Genomic DNA, 13,221 nt, shown 5'->3' with positions numbered 1-13,221 from the left:
CAGGGGGGCCGCCCTTTTCGTTACGGGATCGCCCGTCGGAACCGTGCGCCTCCGGCGGGGGTATTTCCGGTCAGATGAAAGAACCGCCGGGGTGCGGGACGGTGGGCGGGGCGTCTCTCCCGGAACGGGAGAGAGCGTCCGACCCCGTCCCTCAGCCGCGCAGCGTGCCGCCGGTGGCCTTGGTGACCTTCTCGACGATCTTGGCGCCGATCGCCTCGATGTCCTTTTCCTTCAGCGTCGCGTCCTGCGGCTGCAGGCGCACGGTGATCGCAAGGCTCTTCTTGCCCTCGCCCAGAGAGCCGCCAATGAACTCGTCGAAAACGCGGACGTCGGTGATCAGGGCCTTGTCGGCACCGGCCGCGGCATTGACCAGCGTCAGCGCCTCGACCGAGGCATCGACGACGAAGGCAAAGTCGCGCTCGACCGGCTGCAGGTCATTGAGCAGCACCGCGCCCTTCGAGGCCGAGGCATTGCGCGGCAGCGGGATCTCTTCCGGCCAGATGGTGAAGCCCACGGCGGGGCCCTTCACGTCAAGCTGCGCCAGCACCTTCGGGTGGATCTCGCCGAAGACGGCCAGCATCTTCTTGGGACCGAGGCAGATGCGGCCATGGCGGCCCGGGTGGAACCAGGCGGCGCCATCGCGCAGGATCTGCACCTTGGCGGGCGCGCCGATCGCGGCAAGGACCGCCTCGACATCGGCCTTGGCGTCGAAGACGTCGACCGCGCGGGACGCGCCGTGGACATCCTTCGGACCGGTCTGGCCGACCAGCAGGCCGGTGACCTGCAGGTGCTGCTGGCCGGGCTCGCCGCCGGTGAAGGCGGTGCCGACCTCGAACAGGGCCATGTCGGCCATGCCGCGCGCCTGGTTGCGGGCCGCGGCCTGCAGCAGGCCCGCCAGCAGATCGGGGCGCATGTGGCTCATCTCGGAGGAGATCGGGTTGGCCACCATGGTCGCGTCATCGCCGCCGCCAAAGATCGCCGCCGTTGCCTGGTCGATGAAGCTGTAGGTCACGCATTCGTTGTAGCCAAGCGCCGCCGCGGTGCGCCGGGCCACCTGCTCGCGCTTCTGCATAGGGGTCAGGATCGGCTTCGGCACGCCGGGCAGCATCCGTGCCATCGGCTGCGGCTGCAGGTTCGACAGCGAGGCCATGCGCGCCACCTCTTCCACCAGGTCGGCCTCGCCCAGCACGTCGGGGCGCCAGGAGGGCACCTGCGCCATGTCGCCATCCATCACGAAGCCCAGGCGTTCCAGCGTGGCGCGCTGTTCCTCGGCCGGGATCTGCATCCCCACCAGCGACGAGCAGCGATCGGTGTCCAGGCGATAGGCGCGCGACACGTCGGGCACCGCCCCTGCCACGACCGTGCCGGTCACTTCGCCGCCGCACAGATCGACGATCATCGCGCAGGCGCGGTCCAGCGCCTCCATGTTGAAGGCCGGGTCGATGCCGCGTTCATTGCGATAGCGCGCGTCCGAGTTGATCTTCAGCGCCCGGCCGCCTTCCGCGATCGAGATATAGTCCCAGAAGGCCGCCTCGACGAAGACATCCGTCGTCTCGTCCGAGCAGCCCGAGACCTCGCCGCCCATGATGCCGCCGATGCTTTCCACGCCCTTGTCGTCCGAGATCACCAGCACGCCCGCGGGGATCGTGTAGGTCTTCTCGTCGAGCGCCAGCAGCTCTTCGCCGCCCCGGGCGCGGTGGATCACCAGATCGCCCGTCACCTTGGCCGCGTCAAAGACGTGCAGCGGGCGGTTCAGGTCATAGGTGAAGAAGTTCGTCACATCGACCAGCGCCGAGATCGGCCGCAGGCCCACGGCACGCAGCTTTTGCTGCAGCCATTCGGGGCTGGGGCCGTTCTTCACGCCCTTGATCAGGCGACCGGCGAAGACATGGCAGCCGTCCCTGGCGCTGTCGTCGATGGTCACGCCCACCGGGCAGGGGCCGGCGGTCTCGGTCAGCGCATAGGCGGGCATCGGCTTCAGCGTGCCAAGGCCCCGGGCCGCCAGGTCGCGCGCCACGCCGCGCACACCCAGGGCGTCGGGACGGTTCGGGGTGATGGCGATCTCGATCACCGGGTCGGCCAGGGCGGGACGGTTGGCGGCTAGCCATGCGGCAAAATCCTGCCCCACCTCGCCGCTGTCCAGCTCGAGGATGCCGTTATGCTCGTCCGACAGCTCCAGCTCGCGCTCGGAGGCCATCATGCCAAAGCTTTCGACACCGCGGATCTTGCCGACCGAGATGGTGATGTCGAGGCCGGGAATATAGGTGCCGGGCTTTGCCAGGACGACGGTGATGCCGGCGCGCGCGTTCGGGGCTCCGCAGACGATCTGCGTCTCGCCCTCGTCCGAGAGGACCTTGCAGACCCGCAGCTTGTCGGCATCGGGGTGCTGCTCGGCCTCGAGGATCTTCGCGACGGTGAAGCCCTTCAGCTTCGCTGTGGGATCCTCGACGCCCTCGACCTCCAGGCCGAGGTCGGTCAGCGCCTCGAGGATCTGATCCAGCGAGGCTTCGGTCTCAAGATGGTCTTTCAGCCAGGAAAGCGTGAATTTCATGTGTCAGTCCTTCAGGCGTCAGGCGCGGCAGGCGGCGTCGCCCGGCTAGGGTTTGATGTCTCGGATCAGGGCAGCCGGGCGCGGGTCCGGTCTGCAGGCGGCATCCCCGGGCGGATCCCGGGACGCGCGCGCACAGGATGGGCACCCGGCCCCCTTCGGGACCGGGCCGCGGGCCTCAGATGCCGCCGCGGATCGTCGGCACCTGCAGCGCGCTGAAGCCGTAGTGGCGCAGCCAGCGCAGGTCGCTGTCGAAGAAGGCACGCAGGTCGGGGATGCCGTATTTCAGCATCGCGATCCGGTCGATCCCCATGCCGAAGGCAAAGCCCTGCCATTCGTTCGGGTCGATCCCGCCGGCCTGCAGCACCTTGGGATGCACCATGCCTGAGCCCAGGACCTCCAGCCAGCCGTCGCCTTCGCCGACTTTCACCGTGCCGTTCTCCCACGAGCACTGGATGTCGACCTCGGCCGAGGGTTCGGTGAAGGGGAAGTGCGAGGCGCGGAAGCGGGTCTTCACCTTGGTGCCGAAATAGGCCGAGAAGAATTCCTCCAGCACCCATTTCAGGTTCGCCATCGAGATGTCCTTGCCGATGGCAAGGCCCTCGACCTGGTGGAACATCGGGGTGTGGGTCTGGTCGTAATCGGCGCGGTAGACGCGGCCCGGGCAGATGATGCGCATCGGCGCGCCCAGCTTTTCCATCGAGCGGATCTGCACCGGGCTGGTGTGCGTGCGCAGCACATGCGGCGCCCGGTCATCGCCTTCCGCGCGGTGCATGTAGAAGGTGTCCATCTCGGCCCGCGCGGGGTGGTGGCCGGGGATGTTCAGCGCGTCGAAATTGTACCAGTCGGTTTCCACCTGCGGCCCTTCGGCCACGGCAAAGCCCATGTCGGCGAAGATCGCGGTGCATTCCTCCCAGACCTGGGAGACGGGGTGGATGGTGCCGGTGCGGCCGGGGCGCACGGGCAGCGTCACGTCCAGCCATTCCGCACGCAGGCGCGCATCCAGCGCCGCATCCGACAGCGCCGCCTTCTTGGCCGCCAGGGCCGAGTTGATCTCGTCCTTCAGGGCGTTCAGCTGCGGGCCCATCAGCTGGCGCTCTTCCGGGGTCATCTTGCCCAGCTCGCGCATCTTCAGGCTGATCTCGCCCTTCTTGCCGACGGCCTGCACCCGCAGCTCTTCCAGCGCGCCCTCGTCCGAGGCGTCCGCAATCGCCGAAAGGTACTTCGTCTTCAGATCGTCCATCCGATCCACTCCTGCTCCGGTTTGCCACCCTGCTACGAAAGCGGGCCCTGAAAGACAAGAAGCCGCGAGACCTCGAAAGGTCCGCGGCTTCTCCTGAAATCTTACCCTTTGAGGGGGTATTACGCAGCGAGCGCGGCCTTCGCCTTTTCGACGATGGCTGCAAAAGCGGTGGGCTCGTTCACGGCGAGGTCCGCCAGAACCTTGCGGTCCACTTCGATGCCGGCCAGGGCCAGACCGTTGATGAAGCGCGAGTAGGTCATCGCTTCGTCATGTGCGCGGACGCCGGCGTTGATACGCTGGATCCACAGGGCGCGGAAGTTACGCTTGCGCGCCTTGCGGTCGCGGGTTGCGTACTGGTTTGCCTTGTCGACGGCCTGACGGGCAACCTTGAAGGTCTTGGAGCGGCGGCCGTAATAGCCTTTCGCTGCGTCGAGAACCTTCTTGTGGCGGGCGTGGGTAGTGGTACCACCTTTAACGCGGGACATGTCGCGACCTCCTTATTTCTTTTTCTTTGCGTAGGGCATCATGGGCATAAGGATCTGCTCATCTGCCTTCGAAAGGGTGGTCGTGCCGCGTGCGTCGCGGATGAACTTGGTCGTCCGCTTGATCATGCCGTGGCGTTTCCCGGCCTGGCCAGCAATGATTTTGCCGGTGGCCGAAACCTTGAAGCGTTTTTTGACGCTCGATTTCGTCTTCATCTTGGGCATTTTCAGCTCCTATGTTCAGAGTGAACACGCGACTCGGCATGCCTCACTGGCCGGCCGCGCGGTAGGAAGCCGCCGTATAGGCAGGGATTCGCCCTTTGGCAAGAGGCTTCCGCATCCCCTGCCCCAGACCGTCAGCCGCCCGAAAAAAGCCCCGCCAGGCCGCGCAGGATCTGCACCGGCCAAAGCGTCGGGTTCAGCCCCGCCGCCCAGTGGTTCACCAGCCAGGCGGTGGCCACCACCACCCAGAAGGTCAGGAACGGCAGCAGGATCCACACCGCCGCCCCCAGAATCAGAAGGGCCCCGGCGAGGCGCAGCACGACAGGGCCCTTCTTCATGATGTCACTCGTCGTCGGCGGCGAAGATCAGGCGTTCGTCGCAGGGCGCGACGCGCAGGATGTTCGTGGTGCCGGTCTGGTTGAACGGCACGCCGGCGGTAACGACGATCTGGTCGGCCTCGGTGGCCAGGCCGGTGACGCGGGCACCACGGGCGGCGTTCACCACCGCCTGCTTGAAGCGGTAAAGCTCGCCGGTCATCAGGCAGTTCACGCCCCAGGTCAGCGTCAGCCGCCGCGAGGTCGAGCGTTCCGAGGTCAGCGCCAGGATCGGCACCCGCGGCTTCTCGCGCGAGACCAGCAGCGCGGTCGTGCCGCGTTGGGTAAAGCAGCAGATCGCCTTGATGTCGGTCTTCTCGGCGATCTCGCGCGCGGCGGCGACGATGCCGTCCGCAACGGAACCGATGCCCCGGATCGCCGCCCGCTGGGCCTCGATCACCTCGCGATACAGCGGATCGCCCTCCACTTCCTTGGCGACGTTGTCCATCGTGGTGACGGCCTCGACCGGGTAGCTGCCGGCAGCCGATTCGGCCGACAGCATCACCGCGTCGGTGCCTTCATAGATGGCGGCCGCTACGTCCGAGACCTCGGCCCGGGTGGGCATCGGGCTCTCGATCATGGATTCCAGCATCTGGGTCGCCACGATCACCGGCTTGGCGGCGGCGCGGCATTTGCGGATCAGGCGCTTCTGGATCGGCGGCACGGAATGCACCGGCAGTTCCACGCCCAGATCGCCACGCGCCACCATGATGCCGTCCGACACCTTCAGGATGTCGTCAAAGACCTTCACCGCGGCGGGTTTCTCGATCTTGGCCAGGATCGCGGCGCGGCCGTCGACCAGCTTGCGCGCCTCCTGCATGTCGGCGGGACGCTGCACGAACGACAGCGCGATCCAGTCGACACCCAGCTGGCAGACGAATTCCAGGTCCTTGCGGTCCTTTTCCGACAGCGCCGCCAGCGGCAGCACCACGTCGGGCACGTTGACGCCCTTGCGGTTCGAGATCGTCCCCCCCACCGTCACTTCGCAATTGGCGAAGTCGGGGCCGCAGTCCTTGACCTTCAGGCGGATCTTGCCGTCGTTGACCAGCAGGCTGGCGCCCGCTTCCAGCGCCGCGAAGATCTCGGGGTGGGGCAGGTTCACGCGGGTCGCATCGCCCGGGGTCTTGTCCAGGTCCAGGCGGAAATCGGCGCCCACGACAAGGTCCTCCGCATCATTGGCGAAGACGCCCACCCGCAGCTTCGGGCCCTGAAGGTCCGCCAGGATGCCGATGGTGCCATCGATGTCGCGCTCGATCTCGCGGATGATGCGGTGCTTCTCGCGGATCTCGTCATGGCTGCCGTGGGACATGTTCAGCCGGAAGACATCCGCCCCGGCTTCATGAAGCGCGCGGATCGTCTCGTAGGTCTCGGACGCGGGCCCGAGGGTGGCGACGATTTTCGTGTTGCGCTGACGTATCATTCAGGTCATCCCCTATTGTCGCGGTTCGGGGCGAAAACCCCGGATGTTAGCGGTCACATTCACCCATAATCCTTCCGGCGACACTTGCCAATGGAGGTGACACCCTCATGACTTATGCCCCCTTCACGGTTACCGGAGCGCAACGTAAGGGACGCTGGCTGATCACCTGTGACCACGCTGCGAACACCGTACCGAATTTCGTGGCAGGCGGAAGCCTCGGCCTGACGGAAAGCGACATGGCGCGCCACATTGCGTATGATCCCGGGGCGGCGGGCGTTGCGCGCGCCCTTGGCACGCTGCTGGACAGCCCGGTGATCGAAACGAACTTCTCGCGGCTGGTGATCGACCCGAACCGCGGCGAGGACGATCCGACGCTGCTGATGAAGCTTTACGACGGCACGATCATTCCCGCGAACCGCCATGCCGGCCCCGAAGAGGTGCAGGCGCGTCTTGACGCCTGCTACCGCCCCTACCACGCCGAGGTCGCCCGCCTGGCCGCCGCCCGGCCCGATACCGTCTATCTGGCGATGCATTCCTTCACGCCGCGGCTGAACGGGCGCCCGCCGCGCCCCTGGCACGTGGGCGTGCTGTTCGCGCAGGACGAACGCCTCAGCGCCCCGCTGATCGCCCGCCTGCAGGCCGAGGGCGACCTGTGCGTCGGTGCCAACGAACCCTATGGCGGGCATCTGCCCGGCGATGCGGTCGACCGGCACGCCACGGCCCATGGCCGTCCGAACGCGCTGATCGAACTGCGCAACGACCTGATCGCCACCCCCGACAGCCAGGCCCGCTGGGCCGCCCGGCTGGCCCCCGTGCTGACCGGCGCGCTGGCCGACGCGGGCCTGTGAAAGGATCCCTTCATGCCCCATATCGTCATCGAACATTCGGGTCTTGGCGACCGGCTGGAACCGCTCTGCCGGGCGCTGGTGCGCACGCTGTCCGCCGATCCCCGCATCCCCGCCGCCAACGTCAAGCTGCGCGCCCATGAGGTTCACGCCTTCGTCGCCACCGGCGAGGCCGCGATGGTGCACGTGACGCTGCGCCTGCTGGACAACCGCCCCGCCCAGCAGCATCAGGAGCTGGCCACAGCACTTCACGCCACGCTGCAGCAGATGGTCCCCGGCGATGTCGCCCGCACGCTGGAAACCGTCACCATGCGCTCGGATTCCTTCCGCAAGGGCTGAGCAGACAGGAGAGACACCATGGACGAACAGACCCGGATCGAACTGGAGGCCGCCGCCTTCCGCGCCCTGCGCCATCACCTGATGGAAAAGCGCACCGATGTGCAGAACATCGACCTGATGACCCTGGCGGGCTTCTGCCGCAACTGCCTGAGCCGCTGGTACATGGAAGCCGCCCATGACCGCGACATCGCGATGACCAAGGACGAAGCGCGCGAAATCTTCTACGGCATGCCCTATGCCGAATGGACCGCCGGTTTCCAGACCGAGGCCTCGGACGACCAGAAGCAGGCCTTCAAGACCGCCTTCCGCGAGAACGTCGGCGAAAAAGACAGCTGAAAGGCAAGTTTTCGGTAACGAAACCTTGAGCTTCCCCCGTCAGTCCCCATTTCGGACCGGATGACCCGGAACGATGGAGGGATTGATGGGGCTGCGGCGCGAACTGGACAGGTTTTTCTCGAGCGATGCTTCGGGGGGCATATTCCTGATCCTTGCAACAGCCCTGGCGCTGATCGTTGCGAATTCCTCGCTGGGGCCTGCCTACGAGGACTGGCTGCACACCTACCTGAAGATCTCGTTCGGCGAGAGCGAGCTGAAGAACTCGCTCCTGCACTGGATCAACGACGGTCTGATGGCGGTGTTCTTCTTCCTGGTCGGGCTTGAGCTGAAGCACGAACTGCTGGAAGGCAAGCTGAAGAACCCCAGTGACGTGATCATGCCCGGCATGGCCGCCGTCGCCGGCATGGCCTGCCCGGCGATCGTCTTCGTGGCGCTGAACCTGGGCCAGCCGGCGAACCTTGGCGGCTGGGCGATCCCGGCGGCGACCGACATCGCCTTTGCCCTGGGGGTGCTGGCGCTGGTCGGGCCGAAGGTGCCTGCCTCGCTCAAGATCTTCCTGCTGACGCTGGCGATCCTGGATGACATGGGCGCCATCGTGGTGATCGCGCTGTTCTACACGGCCGACCTGCAGGTCCACTACCTGCTGATGGCGCTGCTGCCGCTGGCGGCGATGTTCGTGCTGAACCAGCGCAAGGTGCACCGGGTGGCGCCGCTGCTGCTGCTGGGGGCGGTGCTGTGGTTCCTGGTGCTGAAATCGGGCATCCATGCGACGCTGGCGGGCGTGCTGACGGCCTTCTTCATCCCGATCAAGGACCGCTACGGCAAATCCCCCCTGCACGCGCTGGAACATGCCCTGTCGCCCTATGTGCTGTTCTTCATCGTGCCGCTATTCGCCTTCGGCAATGCGGGCGTGAACCTGACCGGCATGACCTTTGCCGACCTGCTGGACCCGCTGGCGCTTGGCGTGGCGGGCGGGCTGGTGATCGGCAAGCAGGTGGGCGTCTTTGCCGTCGTCTGGATCATGGTCAAGACCGGGCTGGCGCGAATGCCCGCGGGCGCCAGCTGGATGCATGTCTATGGCGTCGCCTGCCTTGCGGGGATCGGCTTTACCATGTCGCTGTTCATCGGCACGCTCAGCTTCGATGATGCGGCGCTGATGAACTCGGTCCGGCTGGGGGTGCTGGTGGGCTCGGCCATCTCGGCGGTGCTGGGCTTCACGGTGCTGAAGATGGCCTCGCGCCACGCCCCGGAGCCCGCCAAGGCCAAGGCCGCCTGACCTTCGGACCACCGACGCATTCAGACCAGGAACAAGGGGCGCCCCACGGGGCGCCCTTTTGCCGTCAGCGCCGGATGGCCTCCAGCGCGGTGTCGATGGGCAGGTCGCCGTCGGTCAGCTCGATGATCTCGCGGCGGATCTCGGGGTGATCGACCAGAGTGGCCAGCACCGCCGCCACATTGCCGCGTTTGACCGTGCCATAGCCAAGCGCCCAGCCCAGGCTGACCCGGCCGTCGGCCTCTTCATCACGCAGGGTGCCGGGGCGCAGGATCACCCAGTCCAGCCCCGAGGCCGCCACCGCCGCATCCGCCCGTTTCTTGACGCGCATATAATGCTCGAACCCCTCGCCCAGAGCCTTGTCGCGCCCGGCCTCGGGGAAGGCCGAGACCAGATAGAAACGCCGGATGCCGTTGGCCTCGGCCGCGGCCAGCGCCTTGATCGGCCCCTGCCCGTCGATCTCCGAGGTCCGCTCGGCCCCGCTGCCCGCGGCACCGGCGGAAAAGACGATGATGTCATGGTCCGTCGCGGCCAGCGTCAGTTCGTGCGCGGTCAGCTCCATCAGGTCGCCACGCAGGGGGGTGGCGCCCTGGGCCGCCAGGGCCTTGGCCTGTTCGGGGGCGCGGTGCAGGCCGGTGACCTGATGGCCGGCGGCGATCAGCAGGGGAACCAGCCGGTGGCCCACGCCACCCGTGGCCCCGATCAGCAGAATGCGGGACATGGGAAATCCTTTCCGTTTCCCTGCAACCTAAGGCGATCCGGCGCCAGGGACAGGGCCACCCGTCCTGCCCCCCCTGTCGCGGCCCCGCCCGAGGCGCCCTCCTCCGCCCCGCGGCCGCCCCATCGGGCCAACGCCCCCCGAAACGCCAACGGCCCGCCGCTTGCGCGACGGGCCGTCCGACATCAGCAAATGGGCCGGATCAGATGGCCAGCTTGCGCATCTCTTCCAGGTAGATCTCGCGCAGGCGGGGGGCGACCTTGCCGGGGACGCCTTCGCCCACCTTGACGCCGTCGACCTCGACCACCGGCATCACGAAGGCGGATGCGGAGGTGGTGAAGGCCTCGTCGGCCTCCTGGGCTTCGGCGATGGTGAAGTTGCGCTCCTCGACGTCGAACTGGGCTTCCTTGGCAAAGCGCAGGACGGCGGCGCGGGTGATGCCGTGCAGGATGTCGTTCGACAGCGCGCGGGTGATGATCTTGTTGCCCTTGACGATATAGGCGTTGTTCGAGGACCCCTCGGTCACAAAGCCATCCTCGACGAACCATGCATCATCGACGCCGGCCTTCTTCGCCATCATCTTGGCCATCGACGGCCACAGCAGCTGGACGGTCTTGATGTCACGGCGGCCCCAGCGGATGTCCTCGACCGAGATCACCTTGTTGCCGACCTTGGCAGCGGGGCTGTCGGCCAGGCCCGGCTTGCTCTGGGTAAAGATCACCAGGGTCGAGGGGGTGGTTTCGGGATCGGGGAAGACGAAATCGCGGTCGCCCGGGGCGCCGCGGGTCACCTGCAGATAGATCATGCCGTCGACCAGATCGTTCTTCGTCACCAGCTGGCGGTGGATCTCCAGCAGCTCGTCCATGGTCACGGGGGCGTTCATCGACAGCTCTTTCAGCGAACGCTCCAGGCGTTTCGCATGGCCGTCAAAGTCGATCAGCTTGCCGTCCAGCACGCTGGTCACTTCATAAACGCCATCCGCCATCAGGAAGCCACGGTCGAAGATGGAGATCTTCGCCTCTTCCTCGGGCAGGTATTCACCATTCACATAGACAATGCGGCTCATCTCATCGCTCCTTGGATACCGCGGCGCCGGGCCACGGATGCATCACGGCATGGCTTTTGCTCCCATGGGAACCAAAAGGCCATAGGTCATTCGTCGGGAAGAAAGGGCAGGTCGCCGGAAGGGACGGCGACCTGCAAGGGATCCGGGACGGGCGGTTCTCGTCCCGGAGGCTGCGATCCGGGGCCTCAGCCCCAGAGCGCGGGGTCGGAAGGATGCACGCCCGCCTCGTCATAGACCAGCGGCACCGGCCGGTCAGAGGCCAGCAGCAGCGGGCCGTCCAGGTCGGTCACCAGGGCGCCCTGCGCCACCAGCACCGCCGGCGCCATCGCCAGCGAGGACCCGACCATGCAGCCCACCATGACCTTGTAGCCCTCGGCCAGGGCGGCCTCGCGCAGGGCCAGCGCCTCGGTCAGGCCGCCGGTCTTGTCCAGCTTGATGTTCACCACGTCGTACTTGCCCTTCAGATGGGCCAGGCTGGACCGGTCATGGCAGCTTTCGTCGGCGCAGACGGGAACGGGGCGCTCCATGCCGATCAGCGCGTCATCCAGGCCCGCAGGCAGCGGCTGTTCGACCAGCGCCACGCCCAGCCGCACCAGATGCGGCGCCAGATCGGCATAGACCTCGGGGGTCCAGCCCTCATTGGCATCGACGACGATCCTGGGGTTCGGGGCACCACGCCGCACGGCCTCAAGCCGCGGCATGTCGTCGGGGGTGCCCAGCTTGATCTTCAGCACCGGGCGCCAGGCATTCTTGCGCGCCTGCTCTTCCATCGCGGCCGGTTCGTCCAGCGACAGGGTATAGCAGGTGATCTGCGGCTTGGGCGCGACCAGCCCCGCCAGTTCCCAGACCCGCTTGCCGGACTTCTTGGCCTCCAGGTCCCACAACGCGCAATCGACCGCGTTGCGCCCGGCGCCTGCGGGCATCAGCTCCTGCAGGCCCTTGCGGGTGATGTCGGGCGGCAGCGCCGCGATCTGGGCGGAAACGCTGTCCAGCGTCTCGTCGTAGCGGGCGTAGGGGACGCATTCGCCCCAGGCGCTCAGGGCGCCGTCCGTCACGCGGACGGTCAGCACCTCGGATTCGGTGCGGGCACCGCGGCTGATGCGGAACACCTGCGCCAGCGGGAACGTGTCGCGGCTCACCTCGATCTGCACGGGCCTGCCTCCTTCATCTTTCCACAAATATGCCCGCCGGAGGCGGAAGCGACGCCCGCCTCCGGCGCAACGGATCAGGCCAGCAGCGCGTCCACCAGGCGCTCGGCGCCAAAGCGGTACGGGTCGGTGGCGGGCAGGCCCATCTCGGCCTCCAGCTTGGCCAGGTAGCCCTTGGCCTCGCCTTCCGCCATGTGCTGGGTGTTGACCGAGATCCCGATGACCTTGACGTCGGGGTTCACCACCTTCGCCAGCGTCAGCGCGACATCACGCAGCGCCTCCAGCGACGGCAGCTTGTAGCCCGGCAGGCCGCGCATGTGCTCGCGGGTCGGCTCGTGGCACAACACCAGCGCGTCGGGCTGGCCGCCATGCACCAGCGCCATCGTCACGCCCGAATACGAGGCGTGGAACAGCGAGCCCTGGCCCTCGATCATGTCCCAGTGATCGGCATCGTTGTCGGGGGTCAGGTATTCCACCGAACCGGCCATGAAGTCGGCGATCACGGCATCAAGCGGCACGCCGTCGCCGGTAACCAGGATGCCGGTCTGGCCGGTGGCGCGGAAGCTGGACTTCAGGCCACGGTTCTTCATCTCGCGGTCCATGCACAGCGCGGTGTACATCTTGCCGACCGAGCAGTCGGTGCCCACGGCCAGGCAGCGCTTGCCGGTGCGTTTCTTGCCATTGGCGATCGGGTACTGGACCGAGGGGATGCGCACGTCATGCAGGGTGCGGCCGGTCGCCTTGGCGACGGCGGCCAGGTCTTCCTCGTTGCGCAGCAGGTTGTGCAGGCCGGATGCCAGGTCAAAGCCCTCTTCCAGTGCCTCGATCAGCACCTTCTTCCAGGCGGGGGAAATCACGCCGCCACGGTTCGCCACGCCGATCACCAGCGTCTTGGCACCGGCTGCCTTGGCTTCGGCCAGGGTCATGTCCGTCAGCTTCATGTCGGCCTTGCAGCCTTCCATGCGGAACTGGCCCACGCAGTTCTCGGGGCGCCAGTCCTTGATGCCCTGGGCCACTTTGGCGGCAAGGGCGTCCGGCGCGTCGCCGAGGAACAGCAGGTACGGGGTCTCGATCATTGTTCAGTGCTCCCTGAGGAATTTCCCGCACTCTGCGCCTGCATCGCATCAAAGTGCTTGCAAAGTTCGCGTGAAAAGGTCTGCAGACGCAAGACTGTCCGCCTTTTTACGGCATTCTTCGAAGAATCCAC

General features: G+C 66.8%; 14 protein-coding genes. 4 read left to right on the top strand and 10 right to left on the bottom strand.

Annotated elements, in window-relative coordinates; all coding sequences use genetic code 11:
• Positions 1–151 precede the first annotated feature (151 nt).
• From pheT to pyk, 6 genes are all read right to left on the bottom strand, one after another.
• The gene (pheT, locus tag AC2ITM_RS02905) at positions 152–2,551 is read right to left on the bottom strand and encodes a phenylalanine--tRNA ligase subunit beta (RefSeq protein ID WP_486468340.1); all 2,400 of its coding nucleotides are present in this window, start codon (positions 2,549–2,551) and stop codon (positions 152–154) included.
• 175 nt (positions 2,552–2,726) lie between these two features.
• A complete protein-coding gene (pheS, locus tag AC2ITM_RS02900; RefSeq protein ID WP_486468339.1) occupies positions 2,727–3,791 on the bottom strand; it encodes a phenylalanine--tRNA ligase subunit alpha in 1,065 nt (354 codons plus the stop codon).
• A 119-nt stretch (positions 3,792–3,910) separates the two neighbouring features.
• Positions 3,911–4,276 (bottom strand): 50S ribosomal protein L20, encoded by a 366-nt coding sequence (gene rplT, locus AC2ITM_RS02895; RefSeq protein ID WP_486468338.1) that lies wholly within the window; start codon positions 4,274–4,276, stop codon positions 3,911–3,913.
• 12 nt (positions 4,277–4,288) lie between these two features.
• Positions 4,289–4,498 carry a 50S ribosomal protein L35 gene (rpmI, locus tag AC2ITM_RS02890; protein ID WP_160896555.1) on the bottom strand — a complete coding sequence of 70 codons (210 nt, stop codon included), beginning with the start codon at positions 4,496–4,498 and terminating at the stop codon, positions 4,289–4,291.
• 131 nt (positions 4,499–4,629) lie between these two features.
• Positions 4,630–4,833 (bottom strand): hypothetical protein, encoded by a 204-nt coding sequence (locus AC2ITM_RS02885; protein ID WP_486468337.1) that lies wholly within the window; start codon positions 4,831–4,833, stop codon positions 4,630–4,632.
• Between the two features lie 4 nt (positions 4,834–4,837).
• A complete protein-coding gene (pyk, locus tag AC2ITM_RS02880) occupies positions 4,838–6,289 on the bottom strand; it encodes a pyruvate kinase (protein WP_486468336.1) in 1,452 nt (483 codons plus the stop codon).
• A 107-nt stretch (positions 6,290–6,396) separates the two neighbouring features.
• On the opposite strand from pyk, the gene AC2ITM_RS02875 reads away from it, so the two are divergent.
• The 4 genes from AC2ITM_RS02875 (at position 6,397) to nhaA (ending at position 9,085) form a co-directional block, all read left to right on the top strand.
• The gene (locus AC2ITM_RS02875) at positions 6,397–7,137 is read left to right on the top strand and encodes an N-formylglutamate amidohydrolase (protein WP_486468335.1); all 741 of its coding nucleotides are present in this window, start codon (positions 6,397–6,399) and stop codon (positions 7,135–7,137) included.
• A 12-nt stretch (positions 7,138–7,149) separates the two neighbouring features.
• The gene (locus AC2ITM_RS02870; RefSeq protein WP_486468334.1) at positions 7,150–7,473 is read left to right on the top strand and encodes a hypothetical protein; all 324 of its coding nucleotides are present in this window, start codon (positions 7,150–7,152) and stop codon (positions 7,471–7,473) included.
• 18 nt (positions 7,474–7,491) lie between these two features.
• Complete coding sequence (locus tag AC2ITM_RS02865; RefSeq protein WP_486468333.1) at positions 7,492–7,809, top strand: DUF1244 domain-containing protein; 318 nt, start codon at positions 7,492–7,494, stop codon at positions 7,807–7,809.
• Between the two features lie 73 nt (positions 7,810–7,882).
• A complete protein-coding gene (nhaA, locus tag AC2ITM_RS02860) occupies positions 7,883–9,085 on the top strand; it encodes a Na+/H+ antiporter NhaA (protein ID WP_486468332.1) in 1,203 nt (400 codons plus the stop codon).
• A gap of 64 nt (positions 9,086–9,149) precedes the next feature.
• Here the strand turns inward: nhaA and AC2ITM_RS02855 are convergent, their stop codons facing one another.
• The 4 genes from AC2ITM_RS02855 to dgcN form a co-directional block, all read right to left on the bottom strand.
• Positions 9,150–9,803 (bottom strand): SDR family oxidoreductase, encoded by a 654-nt coding sequence (locus AC2ITM_RS02855; protein ID WP_486468331.1) that lies wholly within the window; start codon positions 9,801–9,803, stop codon positions 9,150–9,152.
• Positions 9,804–10,002: 199 nt separating this feature from the next.
• Positions 10,003–10,866, bottom strand: coding sequence for a D-amino-acid transaminase (locus tag AC2ITM_RS02850; RefSeq protein ID WP_486468330.1), 864 nt, complete (start codon positions 10,864–10,866; stop codon positions 10,003–10,005).
• A gap of 185 nt (positions 10,867–11,051) precedes the next feature.
• A complete protein-coding gene (gene dgcA, locus AC2ITM_RS02845; RefSeq protein WP_486468329.1) occupies positions 11,052–12,017 on the bottom strand; it encodes an N-acetyl-D-Glu racemase DgcA in 966 nt (321 codons plus the stop codon).
• Positions 12,018–12,091: 74 nt separating this feature from the next.
• Positions 12,092–13,090: an N-acetyltransferase DgcN gene (dgcN, locus tag AC2ITM_RS02840; protein ID WP_486468328.1), complete on the bottom strand. Its 999-nt coding sequence runs from the start codon at positions 13,088–13,090 to the stop codon at positions 12,092–12,094.
• Between the last annotated feature and the right edge of the window lie 131 nt (positions 13,091–13,221).

Source organism: Pseudooceanicola sp. NS-SX9 (assembly GCF_057380705.1).
The sequence above is the reverse complement of the archived record's forward strand: the minus strand, read 5'-3'. Positions and strand labels throughout refer to the sequence as shown.

Excerpts from the sequence above, each read along its gene's own strand:
- pheT (WP_486468340.1), bottom strand. The coding sequence starts at position 2,551 with ATGAAATTCACGCTTTCCTGGCTGAAAGACCATCTTGAGACCGAAGCC.
- pheS (WP_486468339.1), bottom strand. The coding sequence starts at position 3,791 with ATGGACGATCTGAAGACGAAGTACCTTTCGGCGATTGCGGACGCCTCG.
- rplT (WP_486468338.1), bottom strand. The coding sequence starts at position 4,276 with ATGTCCCGCGTTAAAGGTGGTACCACTACCCACGCCCGCCACAAGAAG.
- rpmI (WP_160896555.1), bottom strand. The coding sequence starts at position 4,498 with ATGCCCAAGATGAAGACGAAATCGAGCGTCAAAAAACGCTTCAAGGTT.
- AC2ITM_RS02885 (WP_486468337.1), bottom strand. The coding sequence starts at position 4,833 with ATGAAGAAGGGCCCTGTCGTGCTGCGCCTCGCCGGGGCCCTTCTGATT.
- pyk (WP_486468336.1), bottom strand. The coding sequence starts at position 6,289 with ATGATACGTCAGCGCAACACGAAAATCGTCGCCACCCTCGGGCCCGCG.
- AC2ITM_RS02875 (WP_486468335.1), top strand. The coding sequence starts at position 6,397 with ATGACTTATGCCCCCTTCACGGTTACCGGAGCGCAACGTAAGGGACGC.
- AC2ITM_RS02870 (WP_486468334.1), top strand. The coding sequence starts at position 7,150 with ATGCCCCATATCGTCATCGAACATTCGGGTCTTGGCGACCGGCTGGAA.
- AC2ITM_RS02865 (WP_486468333.1), top strand. The coding sequence starts at position 7,492 with ATGGACGAACAGACCCGGATCGAACTGGAGGCCGCCGCCTTCCGCGCC.
- nhaA (WP_486468332.1), top strand. The coding sequence starts at position 7,883 with ATGGAGGGATTGATGGGGCTGCGGCGCGAACTGGACAGGTTTTTCTCG.
- AC2ITM_RS02855 (WP_486468331.1), bottom strand. The coding sequence starts at position 9,803 with ATGTCCCGCATTCTGCTGATCGGGGCCACGGGTGGCGTGGGCCACCGG.
- AC2ITM_RS02850 (WP_486468330.1), bottom strand. The coding sequence starts at position 10,866 with ATGAGCCGCATTGTCTATGTGAATGGTGAATACCTGCCCGAGGAAGAG.
- dgcN (WP_486468328.1), bottom strand. The coding sequence starts at position 13,090 with ATGATCGAGACCCCGTACCTGCTGTTCCTCGGCGACGCGCCGGACGCC.